The sequence below is a fragment of the Paracoccus sp. SSJ genome, from assembly GCF_030234105.1.
GTDB classification, from domain to species: Bacteria; Pseudomonadota; Alphaproteobacteria; order Rhodobacterales; family Rhodobacteraceae; genus Paracoccus; species Paracoccus denitrificans.
The window spans coordinates 178924-198790 of sequence record NZ_JASSPE010000006.1 but is presented as its reverse complement, the minus strand read 5'-3'; the positions used below and the strand labels follow the sequence as shown (position 1 = coordinate 198790).

The 19867-nt window shown below is 66.8% G+C and carries 22 protein-coding genes and 1 tRNA gene; 17 read left to right on the top strand and 6 right to left on the bottom strand.

What is annotated here, in order from left to right; genetic code table 11:
* Positions 1-10 precede the first annotated feature (10 nt).
* Entirely contained in the window at positions 11-1417 is a 1407-nt protein-coding gene (gene gltX, locus QPR87_RS08945; RefSeq protein ID WP_285049228.1) for a glutamate--tRNA ligase, read from the bottom strand.
* Between the two features lie 149 nt (positions 1418-1566).
* Here gltX and QPR87_RS08940 point away from each other — a divergent pair, with 149 nt between their 5' ends.
* On the top strand, positions 1567-3720 hold the full coding sequence (locus tag QPR87_RS08940) for a ComEC/Rec2 family competence protein (protein WP_285049226.1): 2154 nt from the start codon (positions 1567-1569) through the stop codon (positions 3718-3720).
* A gap of 37 nt (positions 3721-3757) precedes the next feature.
* Positions 3758-4327, top strand: coding sequence for a heme NO-binding domain-containing protein (locus tag QPR87_RS08935; RefSeq protein WP_285049224.1), 570 nt, complete (start codon positions 3758-3760; stop codon positions 4325-4327).
* On the opposite strand, the gene QPR87_RS08930 is transcribed toward QPR87_RS08935, so the two are convergent.
* Positions 4276-4563 carry a hypothetical protein gene (locus tag QPR87_RS08930; RefSeq protein ID WP_285049222.1) on the bottom strand — a complete coding sequence of 96 codons (288 nt, stop codon included), beginning with the start codon at positions 4561-4563 and terminating at the stop codon, positions 4276-4278. The genes QPR87_RS08935 and QPR87_RS08930 overlap by 52 nt on opposite strands.
* A 141-nt stretch (positions 4564-4704) precedes the next feature.
* Between QPR87_RS08930 and QPR87_RS08925 the strand changes: the two genes are divergently transcribed.
* From QPR87_RS08925 to QPR87_RS08910, 4 genes are all read left to right on the top strand, one after another.
* Positions 4705-5286 (top strand): GGDEF domain-containing protein, encoded by a 582-nt coding sequence (locus tag QPR87_RS08925; RefSeq protein ID WP_254777242.1) that lies wholly within the window; start codon positions 4705-4707, stop codon positions 5284-5286.
* A 272-nt stretch (positions 5287-5558) separates the two neighbouring features.
* Positions 5559-6434, top strand: a complete 876-nt coding sequence (locus QPR87_RS08920; RefSeq protein ID WP_285049218.1) for a hypothetical protein — start codon at positions 5559-5561, stop codon at positions 6432-6434.
* Between the two features lie 325 nt (positions 6435-6759).
* The gene (locus QPR87_RS08915) at positions 6760-6999 is read left to right on the top strand and encodes a hypothetical protein (protein ID WP_231000546.1); all 240 of its coding nucleotides are present in this window, start codon (positions 6760-6762) and stop codon (positions 6997-6999) included.
* Between the two features lie 65 nt (positions 7000-7064).
* Positions 7065-7937, top strand: a complete 873-nt coding sequence (locus QPR87_RS08910; RefSeq protein ID WP_285049215.1) for a LuxR family transcriptional regulator — start codon at positions 7065-7067, stop codon at positions 7935-7937.
* An 82-nt stretch (positions 7938-8019) separates the two neighbouring features.
* Here the strand turns inward: QPR87_RS08910 and tsf are convergent, their stop codons facing one another.
* Together tsf and rpsB are read right to left on the bottom strand one after the other, a co-directional pair.
* Positions 8020-8910 carry a translation elongation factor Ts gene (gene tsf / locus QPR87_RS08905; protein WP_011749961.1) on the bottom strand — a complete coding sequence of 297 codons (891 nt, stop codon included), beginning with the start codon at positions 8908-8910 and terminating at the stop codon, positions 8020-8022.
* 97 nt (positions 8911-9007) lie between these two features.
* On the bottom strand, positions 9008-9793 hold the full coding sequence (rpsB, locus tag QPR87_RS08900) for a 30S ribosomal protein S2 (RefSeq protein WP_011749962.1): 786 nt from the start codon (positions 9791-9793) through the stop codon (positions 9008-9010).
* 534 nt (positions 9794-10327) lie between these two features.
* Between rpsB and QPR87_RS08895 the strand changes: the two genes are divergently transcribed.
* The 10 genes from QPR87_RS08895 (at position 10328) to trpB (ending at position 17567) form a co-directional block, all read left to right on the top strand.
* Entirely contained in the window at positions 10328-10477 is a 150-nt protein-coding gene (locus QPR87_RS08895) for a hypothetical protein (RefSeq protein ID WP_285049211.1), read from the top strand.
* Positions 10478-10533: 56 nt separating this feature from the next.
* Positions 10534-10609, top strand: a tRNA-Thr gene (locus QPR87_RS08890).
* Between the two features lie 129 nt (positions 10610-10738).
* A complete protein-coding gene (locus QPR87_RS08885) occupies positions 10739-11323 on the top strand; it encodes a (d)CMP kinase (protein WP_285049209.1) in 585 nt (194 codons plus the stop codon).
* Positions 11320-12399: an NAD(P)H-dependent flavin oxidoreductase gene (locus tag QPR87_RS08880; protein ID WP_285049208.1), complete on the top strand. Its 1080-nt coding sequence runs from the start codon at positions 11320-11322 to the stop codon at positions 12397-12399. The genes QPR87_RS08885 and QPR87_RS08880 overlap by 4 nt, the downstream gene beginning before the upstream one ends.
* A gap of 162 nt (positions 12400-12561) precedes the next feature.
* Entirely contained in the window at positions 12562-14241 is a 1680-nt protein-coding gene (rpsA, locus tag QPR87_RS08875; RefSeq protein ID WP_104490890.1) for a 30S ribosomal protein S1, read from the top strand.
* A 197-nt stretch (positions 14242-14438) separates the two neighbouring features.
* Positions 14439-14726, top strand: coding sequence for an integration host factor subunit beta (ihfB, locus tag QPR87_RS08870; RefSeq protein ID WP_011750022.1), 288 nt, complete (start codon positions 14439-14441; stop codon positions 14724-14726).
* Positions 14727-14764: 38 nt separating this feature from the next.
* A complete protein-coding gene (locus QPR87_RS08865; protein ID WP_285049204.1) occupies positions 14765-15166 on the top strand; it encodes a LapA family protein in 402 nt (133 codons plus the stop codon).
* 4 nt (positions 15167-15170) lie between these two features.
* A complete protein-coding gene (locus QPR87_RS08860; protein ID WP_285049202.1) occupies positions 15171-15818 on the top strand; it encodes a phosphoribosylanthranilate isomerase in 648 nt (215 codons plus the stop codon).
* Positions 15819-15829: 11 nt separating this feature from the next.
* The gene (locus QPR87_RS08855) at positions 15830-16282 is read left to right on the top strand and encodes a GNAT family N-acetyltransferase (RefSeq protein ID WP_285049295.1); all 453 of its coding nucleotides are present in this window, start codon (positions 15830-15832) and stop codon (positions 16280-16282) included.
* A 52-nt stretch (positions 16283-16334) separates the two neighbouring features.
* Positions 16335-17567 carry a tryptophan synthase subunit beta gene (gene trpB, locus QPR87_RS08850; protein WP_011750026.1) on the top strand — a complete coding sequence of 411 codons (1233 nt, stop codon included), beginning with the start codon at positions 16335-16337 and terminating at the stop codon, positions 17565-17567.
* Positions 17568-17583: 16 nt separating this feature from the next.
* Here trpB and QPR87_RS08845 read toward each other — a convergent pair whose 3' ends face one another.
* Positions 17584-18201, bottom strand: a complete 618-nt coding sequence (locus tag QPR87_RS08845; RefSeq protein ID WP_285049199.1) for a DsbA family protein — start codon at positions 18199-18201, stop codon at positions 17584-17586.
* A gap of 67 nt (positions 18202-18268) precedes the next feature.
* Between QPR87_RS08845 and alkB the strand changes: the two genes are divergently transcribed.
* Entirely contained in the window at positions 18269-18925 is a 657-nt protein-coding gene (gene alkB / locus QPR87_RS08840; RefSeq protein WP_011750028.1) for a DNA oxidative demethylase AlkB, read from the top strand.
* Positions 18926-19018: 93 nt separating this feature from the next.
* Here the strand turns inward: alkB and QPR87_RS08835 are convergent, their stop codons facing one another.
* Positions 19019-19846: a bifunctional allantoicase/(S)-ureidoglycine aminohydrolase gene (locus QPR87_RS08835; protein ID WP_104490892.1), complete on the bottom strand. Its 828-nt coding sequence runs from the start codon at positions 19844-19846 to the stop codon at positions 19019-19021.
* Between the last annotated feature and the right edge of the window lie 21 nt (positions 19847-19867).

Below are 19867 nucleotides of genomic sequence, written 5' to 3'. Positions count from 1 at the left end.
GGCGCGAGTCTCAGCCCGCTTGATCCTGCATCCGGGCCAGCGTTTCGTCGCGGCCAAGCGCCAACATCATATCGAACACGCTAGGGGTCGAACTGCGCCCCGCGAGGGCCGCACGAAGCGGCGCCGCCACCTTGCCCAGCCCCAGACCGTGCGACTCGCCTATCTGCTTGGCGGCCGCCTCGAGTTCGTCGCGCCCCCAGCTAGCATTCTGCACCGCGGCAGTCAATTCTTTCAGTATACTACGGGATACAATATCCAGCGCGGCCGCCGCCTTCTCCTCGATCTGCACAGGCCGGTCGATCAGGGCGAAATGCGCCTGTTCCAGCAAAGCAGGCAGGGTTTTCGCCTTGGTTTTCAGCGCCCCGAGTGCAGGGCGCAGCCGCGCGACCTGCCGTTCGGACAGGGGTTCCGCCCCGGTCGCGGCGCGGAAATCGGCGATCTCGCCCAAGAGTTCGGCATCGTCCATCCGCGCGATATGCCAGCCGCTGACATGTTCCAGCTTCTTGAAATCCAGCCGCGCGGGGGCCTTGCCGATTCCGTCCAGATCGAACCAGGCCCTGGCCTGCGCATCGTCGAACAACTCGTCGTCGCCATGGCTCCAGCCCAGGCGCGCGAGATAGTTGCGCATCGCCGCCGCCGGATAGCCCATGGCGGCATATTCGTGCAGGCCGACCGCGCCATGGCGCTTGGACAGCTTCTTGCCGTCCGTCCCGTGGATCAGCGGGATATGGGCGAAGACAGGGATATCCCACCCCATGGCCTGATAGATCTGGATCTGCCGCGCGGCATTGGTCAGGTGGTCGTCGCCCCGGATCACATGGGTCACGCCCATGTCGTGGTCGTCCACCACCACCGCCAGCATATAGGTCGGCGTCCCGTCCGAGCGCAGCAGCACCATGTCGTCGAGCTGCGCGTTGCCGAAGGTCACGTCGCCCTGCACGGCGTCGCGCACCACGGTCTCGCCGTCGCGCGGCGCCTTCAGCCGGATCGCATAGGGCGCGTCGGGCAGGCCGGCCGGATTGGCGTCGCGCCAGGGCGACAGGAACAGGGTCGAGCGCCCCTCGGCCTTGGCCTGCTCACGGAAGGCCTCGATCTCCTCGGTGGTCGAAAAGCACTTATAGGCCGTGCCGTTCTCCAGCATGGTGCGGGCGACCTCGGCATGACGCTCGCGTCCGGCGAACTGGCTGACGGGCTCGCCGTCCCAGTCGAGGCCAAGCCAGCGCAGGCCCTGCAGGATCGCCTCGGTCGCTTCGGGGGTCGAGCGGGTGCGGTCGGTATCCTCGATCCGCAGCAGGAACTTTCCGTTCCGGCCGCGGGCAAAGAGCCAGTTGAAGAGCGCCGTCCGCGCGCCGCCGATATGCAGGTAGCCGGTGGGCGAGGGCGCGAAGCGGGTCACGACGGGGCGGGAATCAGTCATCGGCGATCCGGTCACTTTCAGAAAACGGGGTCATTGGCCATGTCCGTTAATCCTTTCGAAAGGGTCGGCATGCCAATCTTGGCGCCACAGATAAGCAAGTGCCACGGCAAGGACAAGTTTCGGTGACGGAATCGGTAAACGCTTTGCGAATGCGCCCGCCCGTGCTTGCAGCCGGTGCAAGGCGGCATGCGGCGGCCGCGCCGCGGTCTTCCGTCAGCGTCCGGGCGGGGCTGCTGCCCTGGGTGCCGTTCTGGCTTTCGCTGGGTATCGGAGGCTGGTTCCTGCTGCCGCGGGAACCGGGGCCGGGTCTTTATGCGGGGCTGATTCTGGCTGGCGGGGCCTGCCTGCTGCTGTCGGCCTGGACCGTGCGGCTGGCCGATGACGGCAGGCTCGGCTGGTTCTGGGCGGATCGGCTGCGGCTTGCCGCATTCGTGCTGTTCCTGGTCGCGCTGGGGGCGGTGCTTGCAGGGGCCAGGACGCATATGGTCGCCGCGCCGGTGCTGGATTTCCGCTATTACGGCCCGGTCGAGGGGCGGGTGATCGGCATCGACCGCTCGTCGCGCGACCGGATGCGCCTGCTCATCGATCAGGTGCGGTTGCACCGGGTTGCACCCGGCCGCACGCCGGCGCGGGTGCGGATATCGCTGCTGACCTCGCAGGAACTGCCGGTGCCCGGCCAGCGCGTCATGCTGACCGCGCATCTGGGGCCGCCCGCCGGCCCGTCCGAGCCGGGAGGGTTCGATTTCCGCCGCATGGCCTGGTTCCAGCGGCTGGGCGCCGTGGGCTATGCGCGCGCGCCGGTGATGACGGTGGAGCCGCCTGCCGATGGCGGCACCCTGGCGCTGCATCGCATCCGCATGTCGCTGTCCGAGGCCATGCAGGACCGGATCGGCGGCCAGTCCGGGGCGGTCGCGGCGGCGCTGATGACCGGCGACCGCTCGGGCATTGCCGAGCGGACCAACCAGATCATGCGCGATTCGAATCTCTATCACATCGTGTCGATCTCGGGCCTGCACATGAGCATGCTGGCCGGTTTCGTCTATGCCGCGCTGCGCTTGGCCGGCGTGGCCGTGCACGGGCTGGGCGGTATCCGGGCGATGCCGGTGCACAAGCTTGCCGCGGCGGGGGCGCTATGCGCCTCGGCGCTGTATCTGTGGCTTTCGGGCGGCGGCGTCGCGACCGAGCGTTCGTTCATCATGGTGGCGGTGATGCTGCTGGCGATCATCGCCGACCGGCGTGCGGTGTCGTTGCGCACCATCGCTGTCGCGGCCGTCATCGTGCTGGTGTTGAACCCCGAGGCGCTGACCGAGCCAGGCTTCCAGATGAGCTTTGCCGCCACGGCAGCGCTTATCCTGATGCAGGAGCCGTGGGCGAGGCTGGCGCCGCTGTTGCCATGGTGGACCAGGCCGGTGCTGATGCTGTTCGTTTCGTCCTTCGTCGCCGGCATGGTGACGGCGCCGATCGCCGCGGCCCATTTCGGACGGATGTCACAATACGGGCTGCTGGCCAACATGCTGGTCGTGCCTGTCGTCGGCACGCTGGTGATGCCCGGCGGCGTCTTTGCGGCGCTGCTGGCGCCGCTTGGCCTTGCGCAGCCGGCGCTGTGGCTGATGGGTCTCGGAACGGACTGGATGCTGGCGGTGGCGCAATGGATATCGGATCTGGACGGCGCGGTCACGTTGCTTCCTGCCGCGCCGCGCGCCGTTCTGCCGCTGATCGGCATCGGCGCCATGATGGCCGTGCTGGGGCCGATTCCCGGCGGGGCGCATCGCTCCGTGCTGCTCTGGCGGCGCGGCACGGGCCTGGCCTTGCTGGCGGCGGCCGTCCTGCTCTGGGTGGGTGACAGGCGCCCGGACGTCCTGATCTCGGCCCAGGGCGATGCGGCGGCGGTGCTGACCCCGGCGGGCAGGATACCCTCGAAGCCGAGGGGCGGCAGCTTTGCGGTCGAGAACTGGCTTGCGGCCGATGGCGATGCCGCCGATCAGGCCGACGCCGCCGCGCGTCCGCTATGGCAGGGTGCACCTTCTGATCGTTGGGCGGATCTCGACCGGGCTGGCATGCGGCTTCGCATCCGGCACCTGACCGGCAAGGGCGCGGCGCAGGATGCAGCCGCCCATTGCCGCGAGGGCGGCATTCTGGTCGCGAACATCCCTCTTTCCATGAGCGCGGAGGCCCGCAAGGAATGCCTGGTGCTGGATTCCGAATATCTGGGCAAGCGCGGTGCGACCGCGATCTTCCTGACGGAAGGGGGGGCGAGCCTGGTTTCCGTCGACCAGCCGGGCTCTGGCCGAATTTGGCATTGATCGCCAGCGACGGCTCATCCGAACAGGGTTTCAGGAAATGCATGGTCTCGTCAATCGTTGTATCGAAGTGTTCCTGCGCAGCACCTATGGCAATGCGCTATGGCAGGAGGTGGCTGCCGAAACCGATGTCCACCCCGACGGCTTCCTGACCTGGGGGAACAGCCCGGACGGCGTCACGCGTTCCATCGTGATCGCCTCGGCGAGGCGGCTGGACAAATCGGCCGGTGAACTGCTTGAGGATGTCGGGGCATGGCTGGGCCGCCAGGAGCAGATCCGCAGGCTGCTGCGATTCGGCGGCGCAAGTTTCGAGGAATTCGTCGAATCGCTGCGAGAGTTGCCGGGGCGCGTCAAGCTGGTGATCCCCGATCTCGAACTTCCGGGTTTCGCGGTGCTGTCGGACGCACGGGGGCGCTATCGGATAATCGCCGAATCGCACCAGTCGGGCCTGATGCGGGTCATGGCCGGCATGCTGAGGGGCATGGCGGATGATTACGGCTCGCTGGTGATCATTTCGGTCGCCCGGAACCGCATCGAGATCGATGTCGTCCTGCCCGATTACTCCGGCCGCCGCCGCTTCGAACTTTCGCCGATGCAGGTGCGGCCTTGAAGGACGCGGTGATCGACATTCGCGATCTGGCGGCGTTGATGCCCATGCACCTCATGCTGGATCGTGCCGGCGTGATGGTTTCCCGGGGAAGGACGCTTGCCAAGCTGTCGCGAGGCGCTGCTCGCCTGGAGGATGTTTTCATTCCAGCCGATAACCTGGGTCATCGGATATCTTTCAAGGATCTGTTTTCCCATCTGGGCTGCGGCAGGCGGATATTCCTGCAGATGCGTCATCACGGGGATGTTTCCCTGCGCGGGCATGGCGTCCATGTCTCGCCAGAACGCGTCATGCTCAACCTGGGGTTTGGGATATGCCTTTCCTCGGCGGTGCAAAGATTCGGGCTGAACGATTCCGACTTTCCGCCATCGGACCTGGCCATGGAATTCCTGTTCCTGCACGAGGCGAACCGTGCCGCGCTGCTCGAACTGTCCCGCGTCAATATCGGCCTTGAGGAGGCGCGTGAAAGCGCGCAGGTTCTGTCGATTACCGATCCACTGACCGGATTGCTGAATCGGCGTGGATTCGACATCGCCTTTTCCAGGGCATTCGATCAGAGGGACAAAAGACCTTTTGCCCTGGTTCATCTGGATCTCGACCATTTCAAGAATATCAACGACGAATTCGGCCATGCCGCGGGGGATCGCGTCCTGGTCGGGGTGGCCTCGGCCCTGGCCTCCGAGGTGCGTTCCGGCGACAGGGTTTGCCGGGCGGGAGGCGACGAGTTCCTGGCGCTGATCTTTGCCGACTGGCCGGCGGCGGATTCCCTGAACATCTGCAAGAGGATCATCGGCAGGATCGGTTCCGTCGAGGCCGGTCCCGGCTCGGGCAGGATTTCGGCAAGCATCGGCATCGCGGTTTCCGACAGCAAGCCAGCCGTGCTGCCCCATCAGCTGTTCGAACTCGCGGATGCAGCGCTTTACCGGGCAAAGATCTCCGGCAGGGGCAGGGTGGCGTTGTGAGTTGCGGTGATTGGATGGTACCCGGTGCGGCTGTCGCGCATCGCGAAGCCCGGTCAGGACGCCGCGCTGTCGGTTGCACTGCCTGTCTTGCGCATGTTGCGCCGTCTCGGCGCCACCGTGGAGCCGCCGCCGATGCCCCTTCGGTTGTCGGGCTGCGGTGGCGGATGGGCCGCCGCTTCGGCAGTGCGGTGTCGCGGGGGACTCAACCATGAGGTTTCCGAGGCACGGATTGCTGGCTACTGTGTCGCCGAAACGAGTCAGGAGTTGTGGGTATGCAGGTCGTCTTTCATTGCGGGGTTCATGGCACGGATCTCTATCGCATGGTCAAGACGCTGTTGCAGAACCGCGACTGGCTGTTGCGCAACGGGGTCGAGCCGGTGACCCCGAACCGGCATCACGAGGTCTTCAACGAGGCGTTGAGCGCGTTGCGGGGCGGTCCCGCCACGCCCGAGATGGAACAGGTGATGCTGGATGCGATCCTGAACTCGGACAATCCGCGCCGCGTCATCTGCAGCACCCCGACCTTTCTGGGCAAGGCGTCGCGCGCGATCTCGCCCGAGGGGCTCTATGCCGCCGCCGGCGAGAAGATGGCGGCGCTGGCCAACCTGTTTCCCAGCGCCGAGGTCGAGTTCTTCCTGGGGTTGAAGAACCCGGCGACGCTGGTTTCCTTCATCCTGTCGCAGGAGGGCAGCGGCAGCTATACCGAGTTGATGGCAGGCGTCGACCCCGAGGCGCTGCGCTGGGGCCCGGCGATCCGGCGCATCCTGGCCGCCCTGCCAGGCCGGCGCCTGGTGGTCTGGTGCCATGAAGATACCTCGCTGATCTGGCCCGAGGTGGTGCGCAGCATCTCGACCATGCCGGCCGATGTGCCGCTCAAGGCCGGATTGCAGATCCTGGGCGACATCCTGCATCCCGACGGCATCCGCATGATCCGCGAGGCGATGGCGCAGGAAGAGCGGCTGACCGTTGCAAGCCGCCGCCGCATCTTTGCCGCCGCGCTGGAGAAACACGCCCAGCCCGAGCAGATCGAGGTCGAACTGAACCTGCCTGGCTGGACTCAGCAGATGGTCGACCGCATCACCGCCGCCTATGATGCCGATATGGCCGAGATCGCCGCCTTGCCGGGGGTCGAGTTTCTCACCCCCTGAACCCGTCCCGCCGCCCCAGTCTCTGGTTCTGGCCGCAATCGGCGATCCCGGGACGGCGAGGCGCGCCGGTCGGGAAGGCGCCCGCAAATATGGGCCGATCATCAGGTGTGCGGCCCGGCAACATTGCGCAGGCTCCGGGTTGCATGGCGATGAATGCCGGCGCCGCTCTCTTCGGAATACTGGCCCTGCTTGAAACCGGGCGGTTTCAGGTATCCTCGGCCTTGCGCGAGGCCGCAGCGACCGGGTCGTGTGGCCGGGTGCGACGCCCCGATATTCCGCCGGGTGCAGGTATCACGCATTCTCGCGTTTTTTCCGTTGCGATGTGATGATTGATCGCGTGATTCTCGAAAGAATTCCCATGGCTGTTTCTTGCCGCGAACCACCAAGGGGCGGAGCCGGCAAGTCGGCAACGAAAATCACCCCAAAGGCAGGGTATTTGGGCGCTCTGCCAATGATTTCCTTATATTATCAAGGTGATTTCCCTGATCCGTCAATCCTGTTGACCAAGCGTCATGCTGAAAAGGACGCGCTTGGTGCATTGATCCTTGCAGCTTCTCGGCAATAATATTTCAATGGCACTGGCTACGGTGCAATTTATTCTAAGGAATTTGGGGAAAGAGTTCGATCGACATGGAGCTTCTGAAAGACATCGAGATCATCCTGGCGGCGCGTTCGACGGCGGCGGTCTGGCAACATTATGTCGCGCGACTGGCCAGCCTGGGTTTTCCCAATGTGTCCTACCGTGCGGTGCGGATTCTCGAGCCGCCCTGTGGGCGGATGCTTGACGATGGCGTGCTTCTTTCCAGCTATTCGCCGTATCTGATGCAGGAGCTTGCTTCGCTGGATCTGTTCGAAAGCGCGCCGATGCATCGATGGATCATCCAGAACAGGGGCAGCGAAAGCTGGGACTGGGTGCAGCGGTGCCGGCTGGCCGGACGCCTGAGCCCGCGGGAGGAGCGCGCGATGGACGTTTTCGCCCGCTACGGCCATGTCGCCGGCTATGCGGTCGGCATGGGCGACGATGTGGAGCGGATCCGCGCGGGGGTGATCGTCAGCGGCACGATCGGGATGCGGCAGGACCGGCTGGACGCGCTTTGGGCACAGCATGGCCGCCTTGTCGGGGCGCTGAGCGGGGTCATGCACCTGCGCATCTCGACCCTGCCTCATGCCGAGCGCGAATGCGTCCTGACGCTGCGGCAGCGCGAGGTGCTGGAATGCATCTCGGCCGGGCATACCACGCAGGAGATCGCCCAGATCCTGGAGGTGACCCCGGCCACGGTGGAAAAGCATCTGCGGCTGGCGCGCAGGGCGCTGGGGGCAAAGACTACAGCCCAGGCAACCCTGCTGGCCGCCAGCAGCAAGCAGATCTCAGGTTCCGCCGCAGAGTCGCGCAAAATACCGGAGAATCGCCCATTCGACCTTCCCTCGCCGGGAACGCAAAACGGGCACGGCCATGGCATCCGGCGGGTGGCCGTAGCGCCCTCGGTCTGCCGGGCGATCTGAGCCGCTACGGCCGCGCGGGGGCGCATGATGCGAAACGCCGGCCCGAAGGGGCCGGCGCTCGCAATTCGGCTGTTGGGGCGGATCAGGCGCCGGCGCGGGTCTTGGCGACCTCGGCGGCGAAATCCTCTTCCTTCTTCTCGATGCCTTCGCCGACCACGACGCGGGCATAGCCGGTCACCTCGACGCCGGCCTCTTGCGCGGCCTGGGCGACGGTCACGTCGGGATTGATGACGAATTTCTGGCCGAGCAGGGTCACCTCCTCGAAGAACTTCTTCATCCGGCCCTCGATCATCTTCTCGATCACCGCCTCGGGCTTGCCCGATTCGCGGGCCTGCTCGCTCAGCACCGATTTCTCGCGCTCGACCAGGGCCGGGTCCAGATCGGCTTCCGACAGCGAGGCCGGGTTGGTCGCGGCGATATGCATGGCGATCTGCTTGCCGATTTCCTGCGCCTTGGCGGCATCGCCCTTCAGCGCGACCAGCACGCCGATCTTGCCCATGCCCTCGGCGGCGGCGTTATGCACGTAGGAGACGATGGTGTCGCCTTCCAGCGCGTGCAGCCGGCGCAGCGTCATGTTTTCGCCGATGCGGGCGATGGCGTCGGTCAGCACATCATCGACCGGGCGGCCGTTCAGGTGGGTGGCCTTCAGCACCTCGACATCGGTGGCGGCATCCAGCGCGACATTGGTGATATCGCGGACGAGTTGCTGGAAATCGGCGTTCTTGGCGACGAAGTCGGTTTCCGAGTTCAGTTCGACGGCGACCCCGCGGCCGGCGCGGACGGCGACGCCCACCAGGCCCTCGGCGGCGACGCGGCCCGATTTCTTGGCGGCCTTGGCCAGACCCTTGGTGCGCAGCCAGTCGATGGCGGCTTCCATGTCGCCATTGGTTTCGGTCAGCGCCTTCTTGGCGTCCATCATGCCCGCGCCGGTGGTTTCGCGCAGGTCTTTCACCATAGCAGCGGTGATAGCCATCGGGAGTCTCCTTGCTTTTCAATGCGTCAGGCGGGGTTTATCCCCGCCTGATGAATGTTCCGTAAACCTGTCGCGGCCCGGTCCGGGCCCTGTCCGATCAGGCTTCGGCGGCTTCTTCAGCGGTCTCGCCGGTCAGCTCTTCCTCGACGCTGGCTTCCAGCGCGCCAAGGTCCACGCCGGCGGCGCCCATCTGGGCGGTCATGCCGTCCAGCGCGGCGCGGCTGACGAGGTCGCAGTAAAGCGCGATGGCGCGGGCGGCGTCGTCGTTGCCCGGGATGACATAGTCAACGCCCTTGGGCGAGCAGTTGGTATCGACCACGGCGACGACCGGGATGCCCAGCTTCTTCGCCTCGGCGATGGCCAGGTCTTCCTTGTTCACGTCGATGACGAACAGCAGGTCGGGCAGGCCGCCCATTTCGCGGATGCCGCCCAGCGAGGCTTGCAGCTTGGCCTGCTCGCGTTCCATTTGCAGGCGCTCTTTCTTGGTCAGCCCTTCGGCGCCCGAGCCCAGCGTCTCGTCCAGGGCCTTCAGGCGCTGGATCGACTGCGAAACGGTTTTCCAGTTGGTCAGCGTGCCGCCGAGCCAGCGGTGGTTCATGTAGAACTGCGCCGAACGCTCGGCCGCGTCGGCGACGGCCTTCTGCGCCTGACGCTTGGTGCCGACGAACAGCACCCGGCCGCCCTTGGCGACGGTGTCGCGCACGACTTGCAGCGCCGCGTCCAGCATCGGCACGGTCTGGGTCAGGTCGACGATGTGGATGCCGTTGCGTTCACCATAGATGAACTCGGCCATGCGAGGGTTCCAGCGCTGGGTCTGGTGGCCGTAATGAACGCCAGCTTCAAGCAGCTGACGCATGGAGAATTCGGGAAGCGCCATGTCCATGTCCTTTCCGGTTTGCGCCTTGGCGGGGCTTTCAGGGGCTTGCCCCAACCGGTGGACCGTCGAAGGATGTCTCCCTCCGGGGCCCGACCCCGCCTGTGAAGTGCGCGCGAGATAGTCCCTTCGCGCCCGGAATGCAAGCCCCGGCGACGGGAAATGCGCCGGTTTCGCAAGATTGCCGCCGGAATGCGGCGGCTTTCGGCCTCTCGTCAACCGCAGATTAATCTTTCCGCGCGATCCTGCCCGAAACTGCTTGATTCGGAGGTATTGATGATCGCTGCCGCCCACAAGGGACGACTGGGGCGGGGAACGGGGAACGGGCATGGCGCTGACGGTTCTGGTCCAGCACGGCAATCGCGAATTGCGCGCAGGCGTGGCCGCGATGTTCGCGGCGGCGGGCATGGCGGTGCGACGGTCCCGCGACGGAGCCCAGGGGGCTGGCCATGCTCGGGCCCTCACCCGTCGATGTCATCCTGACAGGCATCAACATGCGGCGGGTCTGCGGTTTCGGCTTCGTCTAGGCGGTGCCAGGGCCGGTTGCGGGACATCCCGATCCTGGTCATGGCGGTCACGGCCACGCCGGAACTGACGGCCCGCGCCCGCAATGCCGGGGCGGGGGGCGGGCTGTCTTATCGGCTCGATCCCGTGCGGCTGGTCGCGGCGGCGGGCATGGTCGCCGCGTCATGACGGCGCAACCCGCGCTTGCGCCCGCGCCCGTCAGACGCTATCGGAATTGCAGGAACGCCGGTTTAGCTCAGCTGGTAGAGCAGCTGATTTGTAATCAGAAGGTCGCGGGTTCGATTCCTGCAACCGGCACCATGATCCAGCCGCGAACGGGCGGCAGACCGGCGGATGCCGCCGGGGTTCCCGCGGATCTGCGGCCTGAACGGTCTCGGGTCCGGCAGGCGGGGTCCCGGCTCTGGCGTCGCCGCCAGAACCTGAGGTCCCATGTCCTTTACCATCGCTATCGACGGACCCGCCGCTTCGGGCAAGGGGACGATCGCGCGGGCGCTTGCCCGGCATTTCAGCTTTGCCCATCTGGATACGGGGCTGCTTTATCGCGCCGTCGGCGCCAAGGGCGGCGATCCCGTCGCGGCCGCCCGCGCGCTTGCCCCCGAGGACCTGGCCCGCGACGATCTGCGCAGCGCCGAGGCCGGCCAGGCCGCCAGCCGTGTCGCCGCGATCCCCGAGGTGCGCGCCGCGCTGGTCGAATTCCAGCGCCGCTTCGCCCGCTCCGAGCCGGGCGCGGTGCTGGACGGGCGCGACATCGGCACGGTGATCTGCCCCGAGGCCGAGCTGAAGCTTTATGTCACCGCCAGCGATGCGGTGCGCGCCCGCCGCCGGGCGCTGGAACTGGGTGCCGACGAGGCCCGGATCCTGGTCGAACTGCGCGAGCGGGACGCCCGCGACGCCGCCCGCGACGTGGCGCCGATGCGCCCGGCCGAGGATGCGCTGCTGCTCGACACCACCGAGATGAGCATCGACGAGGCTGTGGCGCGCGCCATCGCCTGCGCCAAGGAGGCCGGAGCATGAGCCCGCGCTTCCAGCTTTCCGACCTGCGCGTGCCGGTGATCCAGGCGCCGATGGCCGGCACTGCGACGCCGCATCTTGCCGCCGAGGTCGGCCGGGCAGGGGGGCTGGGTTCGCTGGGACTGGGTGCCTCGAACGCCGCGCAGGCCGCCGCCATGATGGCCGAGACGCGCGAGCGGCTGGGCTCGGGCCGCTATGGCGTCAACCTGTTCTGCCATCGTCCCGCGCAGGCCGATGCCGCGCGCGAGGCGGGCTGGCTCGACTATCTTGCGCCCGAGTTCCACCGCTTCGATGCCGAGCCTCCGGCCCGGATCGAGGAGATCTATCGCAGCTTCGTCGAGGATGACGACATGCTGCGCGCGGTGCTGGCGGCGCAGCCGGCGCTGGTCAGTTTTCATTTCGGCCTGCCTTCGGCCGAGCGTATCGCCGCCCTGCGCGACGGCGGCGCCGTGCTTGCGGCGACCGCGACCTCGCGGGCCGAGGCGCTGGCGATCCGTGACGCTGGCCTCGACCTGATCGTCGCACAGGGCTACGAGGCAGGCGGGCATCGCGGTATCTTCGACCCAGACGGTCCCGACGAGCGCCTGCCGACCCAGGCATTGCTGTCCGAATTGCTGGACCTTGGCCTGCCTGTGATCGCGGCCGGCGGCATCATGGAGGGCGCGGATGCGGCGCGGCACCTCGCCGCGGGGGCGGCGGCGGTGCAGATGGGCACGGCTTTCGTCGCCTGCCCTGAATCGGCCGCGAATGACGCGTATCGCAACCGACTGGCCGGGGCGAAGTCGGGCGACACGGTGATGACCCGCGTCATTTCGGGCCGTCCGGCGCGCGGGCTTGCCAACCGGCTGACCGCTCTTGGCGAGGCGGCCGAGGCGCCGGCCCTGCCGGACTACCCGATCACCTACGACGCGGCGAAGCGGCTTCATGCGGTGGCCGGCGGTTCGGATTACGCGGCGCAATGGGCGGGGGCTGAGGCGCCGCGGGTCCGTCCGATGCCGGCGGCAGACCTCGTGGCGCTGCTGGAGCGCGAGATTCAGGCGCATTTCCCCGGTCTCGGCGCTTGCCAGAAGGGCCGATGAGGGCTATATCGCGCCCGTCAGGGTAAGGGATGGGGCCAGAACAGGCCGCTTCGACAGGGTCGGGCGCATGCCGCGACCCTTTGCGCTTATCCCGACACCTACAAAAAGACCGGCGGAGCCAACCGCATGGCCGGAAATGATCGAAAAGGAAACTGGATCTATATGTGCGCTAAAGCGACCATGGAGGAATTCGAGGCCCTCCTGAACGAAAGCCTCGCCATCGACACGCCCGAAGAGGGTTCTGTCGTCAAGGGCAAGGTCATCGCCATCGAGGCGGGCCAGGCCATCATCGATGTCGGCTACAAGATGGAAGGCCGCGTCGATCTCAAGGAATTCGCAAATCCCGGCGAAGCCCCCGCCATCGCCATCGGCGATGAGGTCGAGGTCTATCTCGACCGCGTCGAGAACGCCCGTGGCGAAGCCTCGATCTCGCGCGAGAAAGCCCGCCGCGAAGAGGCCTGGGACCGCCTGGAGAAAGCCTATGCCGCGGAAGAGCGCGTCGAAGGCGCCATCTTCGGCCGCGTCAAGGGCGGCTTCACCGTCGATCTGGGCGGTGCCGTGGCCTTCCTGCCCGGTTCGCAGGTCGATGTGCGCCCCGTGCGCGATGCCGGACCGCTGATGGGCCTGAAGCAGCCCTTCCAGATCCTCAAGATGGATCGCCGCCGCGGCAATATCGTCGTGTCGCGCCGCGCCATCCTGGAAGAGAGCCGCGCCGAGCAGCGCGCCGAGGTCATCGCCAACCTGTCGGAAGGCCAGACCGTCGAGGGCGTGGTCAAGAACATCACCGAATACGGCGCCTTCGTCGATCTGGGCGGTGTTGACGGCCTGCTGCACGTCACCGACATGGCCTGGCGCCGCGTCAACCACCCGTCCGAGATCCTGTCGATCGGCGAGACCGTCAAGGTCCAGGTCGTCAAGATCAACAAGGACACCCACCGCATCAGCCTGGGCATGAAGCAGCTTCAGGCCGATCCGTGGGATACCGTGGGCAGCAAGTTCCCGATCGGCTCGGTCCATACCGGCCGCGTGACCAACATCACCGACTACGGCGCCTTCGTCGAACTGGAAGCCGGTGTCGAGGGCCTGGTCCACGTCTCGGAAATGAGCTGGACCAAGAAGAACGTCCACCCCGGCAAGATCGTCTCGACCTCGCAGGAAGTCGACGTCATGGTGCTGGAGATCGACGAAGCCAAGCGCCGCGTCTCGCTGGGTCTCAAGCAGACCATGCGCAACCCGTGGGAAGTCTTTGCCGAGACCCATCCGGTCGGCACCGTCATCGAGGGCGAAGTCAAGAACATCACCGAATTCGGTCTGTTCGTCGGCCTGGAAGGCGATATCGACGGCATGGTCCACCTGTCGGACATCTCGTGGGATACCCGCGGCGAGGAAGCCATCCAGGACTTCCGCAAGGGCGATGTGGTGAAAGCCGTCGTCCAGGAAGTCGACATCGAGAAAGAGCGCATCTCGCTCTCGATCAAGGCGCTTGAGAACGACGCGATGGCCGAGGCCGTCGAGGGCGTCAAGCGCGGCTCGGTCATCACCGTCACCGTGACGGCGATCGAGGATGGCGGCATCGAGGTCGAATACAACGGCATGAAGTCCTTCATCCGCCGTTCGGACCTGGCCCGCGACCGTCAGGACCAGCGCCCCGAGCGCTTCCAGGTCGGGGATCACGTCGATGTCCGCGTCACCAACATCGACACCAAGACCCGCCGTCTGGGCCTGTCGATCAAGGCGCGCGAAATCGCCGAAGAAAAAGAGGCCGTCGAACAGTATGGCAGCTCGGATTCGGGTGCCTCGCTGGGCGACATCCTGGGCGCTGCGCTCAAAGGCCGCAACTGAGCCGACCATAGGCTGAACTTTGCGCCCCCGGCCCGTCCGGGGGCGCTTTTCGTTGCGGATCGTCGCCGATTGAACCATAAAGTCTTGAAAAGCGCGGCAACCAAACCGCCAAACATGCGTTCTGTCGTTGAATGCCGCGATGTCTGACATATGATCGGGCGGCAGGAATTGTTGGAACACCAGATTCAGGAACCGCAATGATCCGATCCGAACTGATCCAGAAGATCTCCGAAGAAAACCCGCATCTGTTCCAGCGCGATGTCGAGCGGATCGTGAACACCGTCTTCGAGGAGATCATCGACGCCATGGCCCGGGGCGACCGGGTGGAGTTGCGCGGCTTCGGTGCCTTCTCGGTCAAGAAGCGCGACGCCCGCCAGGGCCGCAACCCGCGCACCGGCGAGACCGTCAGCGTCGACGAAAAGCATGTGCCCTTCTTCAAGACCGGCAAGCTGTTGCGGGAACGGTTGAACGGCCTCGACGAATAGGCCAGATTGCCGGCGACAATCTTTACGGGGTTCAAGGCATGCGCGCGATCCGGGTCTTCTTCTTTGTCATTCTGGCTGTCGTGCTGATGCTGCTGGCGGCGGCGAATCGCCAGCTTGTCACCGTCAGCCTGGTACCAGAGGCGCTGGCGCCCTTTGCCGGCGGGCAATGGTCGTTGACCATGCCCGCCTTTGTCGCGCTGTTCCTGGCCATGGTCTTCGGCGTGCTGCTCGGGCTGGTCTGGGAATGGATCCGCGAATCGCATCTGCGCGCCGAATCCAGCCGCCGGGCGCATGATCTGGCGCAGTTGCAGCGCGAGGTCGGCGATCTGCGCCGCACCCATGCCGCGCCGCGCGACGATGTGCTGGCGATCCTGGACGAGCCGCGCAAGCCGACGGCCGCCCCGGCGGGCACGGGTTCGACCCTGCCGGCGCCGCGTTGATGCCATGGCCGTTTCCGTCAAGATCTGCGGCCTGACCGAGGCCGCGGGCCTCGCGGCGGCCGTCGACGCGGGCGCACGCTATGTCGGCTTCGTCTTCTTTCCGAAATCCCCCCGCCATGTGACGCCCGGGACGGCGGCGGAGCTGGCCGCGCAAGTGCCGCTGGGCGTGGCCAAGGTCGGGCTGTTCGTGAACCCCGATGACGCGGCGCTGGACGCGGTGCTGGCACATGTGCCCCTGGACGTGATCCAGTTGCACGGCACCGAGACGCCCACTCGCGTGGCCGAGGTCAAGGCGCGTACCGGCCTGCCGGTGATGAAGGCGGTGGGCGTGGCCGATCCGCAGGATCTCGACGCGCTTTGGGATTACGGGCTGGTCGCCGACATGCTGCTGATCGACGCGAAACCGCCCAAGGATGCGGTGCTGCCGGGCGGCAACGGGCTTGCCTTCGACTGGCGGCTGCTGGCCGGGCGGCAGATCCTCAAGCCCTGGCTGCTTGCCGGTGGCCTGACGCCCGAGAACGTGCATGAGGCGATCCGCCTGACCCGCGCGCCGGGCGTCGATGTCTCCTCCGGCGTCGAAAGCGCGCCCGGCGTCAAGGATCCCGACCGCATCCGCAGCTTCATCGCCCGCGCCACGGCGCCGATCCTGTGACTGCCGGTCCCGTGACTGCCACCGTCGCCTTTCGCGAGGCCCGGCGCGACGAGGTTCCCGCCATCCTTGCGCTCCTGCGCGACGACATGCTGGGTCAGGGGCGCGAAGGCGACTACCTTGCCCCCTATCTCGCCGCCTACGACGCCATGCAGGCCGAGGCCGCGAACCACCTGATCGTCGGCCTGATCGACGCGCAGGTGATCGCCTGCTACCAGATCACCTTCATTGCCGGCCTGTCGCTTTCCGCCGCTCGCCGCGCCCAGATCGAGGGGGTGCGCGTCCGTCCCGACCAGCGCGGCCGCCGCATCGGTGAGGCGCTGATCCGCGATGCTGAGGCCCGCGCCCGCACCGCCGGCTGCACGCTCTTGCAGTTCACCACCAACCGCAGCCGTACCGAGGCGCATCGCTTCTACGACAGGCTCGGCTTTACCCCTTCCCATATCGGATATAAGAAATCCCTCTGACGGGGCTTCTCTGTTCCCCAAATACTCATTGCGACCGCGCCCGAGGAGAGCCATGGCCGAAGACCTCATCAACAGCTTCATGACCGGCCCGGACGAGCAGGGCCGCTTCGGCATCTTCGGCGGCCGCTTCGTCAGCGAGACGCTGATGCCGCTGATCCTCGACCTCGAGGCCGAATACGAGCGCGCCAAGGACGACGCGTCCTTCTGGGCCGAGATGGACGATCTGTGGAAACATTACGTCGGCCGGCCCAGCCCGCTCTATTTCGCCCCGCGCCTGACCGAGGAACTGGGCGGTGCCAAGATCTATCTCAAGCGCGAAGAACTGAACCATACCGGCAGCCACAAGATCAACAACGTGCTGGGCCAGATCCTGCTGGCGCGCCGCATGGGCAAGACCCGGATCATCGCCGAAACCGGCGCCGGCCAGCATGGCGTGGCGACCGCGACGGTCTGCGCCCGCTTCGGGCTGAAATGCATCGTCTACATGGGCGCGCATGACGTCGAGCGCCAGGCGCCGAACGTCTTCCGCATGCGGCTGCTGGGCGCCGAGGTGGTGCCGGTCACCTCGGGCCGCGGCACGCTCAAGGATGCGATGAACGACGCGCTGCGCGACTGGGTGACCAATGTGCGCGACACCTTCTATTGCATCGGCACCGTCGCCGGCCCGCATCCCTATCCGGCCATGGTGCGCGATTTCCAATGCATCATCGGCCGCGAGACCCGCCGGCAACTGGCCGAGCAGGAAGGCGAGGGACGGCTGCCCGACAGCGTGGTCGCGGCCATCGGCGGCGGCTCGAACGCCATGGGGCTGTTCCATCCCTTCCTCGACGAGCCCTCGGTGCGCATCATCGGCGTCGAGGCCGGCGGCAAGGGCGTCGACGAGCGCATGCAGCATTGCGCCAGCCTGACCGGCGGCCGCCCCGGCGTGCTGCACGGCAATCGCACCTATCTGCTCCAGGACGGCGAGGGCCAGATCCTCGAAGGCCATTCGATCAGCGCCGGGCTCGATTATCCTGGCATCGGGCCCGAGCATGCCTGGCTCAAGGAACAGGGCCGCGCCGAATATGTCAGCGTGACCGATGACGAGGCGCTGGCGGCCTTCCAGACCCTTTGCCGGCTCGAAGGCATCATCCCGGCGCTGGAGCCCAGCCACGCGCTGGCCCATGTCGTCAAGATCGCGCCGGACCTGCCGCGCGACCATATCATGGTGGTGAACCTGTCGGGCCGGGGCGACAAGGACATCTTCACCGTCGCCAAGCATCTGGGCGTCGATATCCGCACCTGAATGCGAAAGGCGCGCGCTATTTCGCGGCGCGCGCCTCGGCCACCAGTTCGGCCAGGTCGTCCTTGCTCAGATAGCCGAAGATCGCCCGGTCGCCGGCGATGAAGCTGGGCGTGCCGACCAGCCCGATCTCGTCGGCCAGCGCCAGCGAGCGCTCGATCCGCCGGGTGATCTCGGGCGACTGCATGTCGCGCTGCAACCGCGCCACGTCCAGCCCGACCTCGCGCGCCACGCGCAGCACCGAAGGTTTCTCGGCTCTGCCGCGCATCGCCATCAGGGCGCGATGGAACTCGGCATACTTGCCCTGCGCCTGCGCGGCCAGGGCGGCCTCGGCGGCAAAGCGCGAGCCCTCGCCGAAGATCGGGATCTCATGCACCACCAGCCTCAGCCCCGGGTCCGATTGCAGCAGTGCCATGACCTGCGGCGCGCTTTTCCGGCAGAAGCCGCAATTGTAATCCGAGAACTCGACCAGTACCGCATCGCCCTGCGCATTGCCCATCACCGGCAGGCCGGGGCCGTTGAACACGGCATCCTTGATCGCCGCGACCTCGGCCGGGCTGTGGTCCTGCGCCTGCGCGGAGACCAGCGGCAGGGCGCAAAGCAGCGCAAGGGCGATTGCGGCAAGGGGGCGGAGCATGGCAAAAGTCCTTTGCTGTGGCCAGACCTGAAAGCCATTGCCGGGCGCGCGGGTCAAGATCCGCGCCATGACAATCCCGTGGGAGAACGGCATGGAGCCAGACCTGTTCGGAACCCGTCGCGACGAGCCCATCGGCCCGGGCGCCATGATCCTGCGCGGCCTTGCCTCGGCCCCCGAGATCCTGGCCGAGGTCGAGCGCATCGCCGCCCTTTCGCCCTTCCGCCACATGCTGACCCCGGGCGGGCGCCGGATCGGCGTCGAGATGACGAATTGCGGCGCGCTCGGCTGGGTCAGCGACCGGCGCGGCTATCGCTATGAGCCCTGCGATCCGCTGACCGGGCGCCCCTGGCCGGCGATGCCCGCACGCTTCCTGCAACTGGCGGATGAGGCGGCCGCGCGGGCAGGCTTTCCCGGCTTCCGGCCCGATGCCTGCCTGGTCAACCGCTATGTGCCGGGGGTCAAGATGGGATTGCACCAGGATCGCGACGAGGCGGGATTCGATGCGCCCATCGTCTCGGTCTCGCTGGGCTTGCCGGCGACGTTCCAGTTCGGCGGTCCCGAGCGCAGCGATCCGGTGGCGAAGCATGTGCTGGACCATGGCGATGTCGTGGTCTGGGGCGGGCCGGCGCGGCTGGCCTGGCACGGCATCCTGACGCTGAGACGGGCCGAGCATCCGCTGACCGGCGCCGCGCGCATCAACCTGACCTTTCGCCGCGCCGGCTAGGCCGTCGCAGGCTTTTTCCGTTTTCCAAATACCCCGGGGGAGCGCGGCGTCCGCCCCATCAAGGGGCGGGCGCCGCGCGGGGGCGGAGCCCCTTTACTTCCAGATCGGCGCGTGGCGGTTCACGTCCTTGTAGAGCAGATAGCGGAAATTGCCCGGACCGCCGGCATAGCAGCATTGCGGGCAAAAGGCGCGCAACCACATGAAATCCCCCGGGCCGACCTCGACCCAGTCGCGGTTCAGCCGATAGACCGCCTTGCCCTCGATCACGAACAACCCGTGCTCCATCACATGGGTCTCGGCAAAGGGGATCGAGCCGCCGGGCTTGAAGGTCACGATGGTGATATGCATGTCGTGGCGCAGGTCGTCCGGGTCCATGAAGCGGGTGGTCGCCCAGCTGTCGTTGGTGTCGGGCATCGGGATCGGGGCGATGTCGCGTTCGTTGGCGACGATCACGTCGGGCTTCGACAACCCCTCGACCGCCTGCCAGCGCTTGCGCCACCAATGAAAGCGCGCGGTTTCGGCGCCATTCTTCACCGACCATGCCATGCCCGCCGGGATATAGGCAAAGCCGCCGGGGGTCAGCTCATGCGCCTTGCCGTCGATGGTCACCGTGATCGTGCCTTCGGTGACGAAGATCGCCGCCTGCACGCCCGCGTCGTCCTCGGGCCGGTCCGAGCCGCCCTGCGGCGCAAGCTCGACGATATACTGGCTGAAAGTCTCGGCGAAGCCCGAGAGCGGGCGGGCGATCATCCACATCCGCATCCCCGTCCAGCCCGGCAGGAAGCTGGTGACGATGTCGCGCATCGTGCTGGCGGGGATGACGGCATAGGCTTCGGTGAAGGTGGCGGTGTCGGTCGTCAGGTCGGTCTGCGGCGGCAGGCCGGCGAAAGGCCCGGCATAGGTCGGGGTGGTGGCGGTCATGGCAGGTCTCCGTTGCGCCGG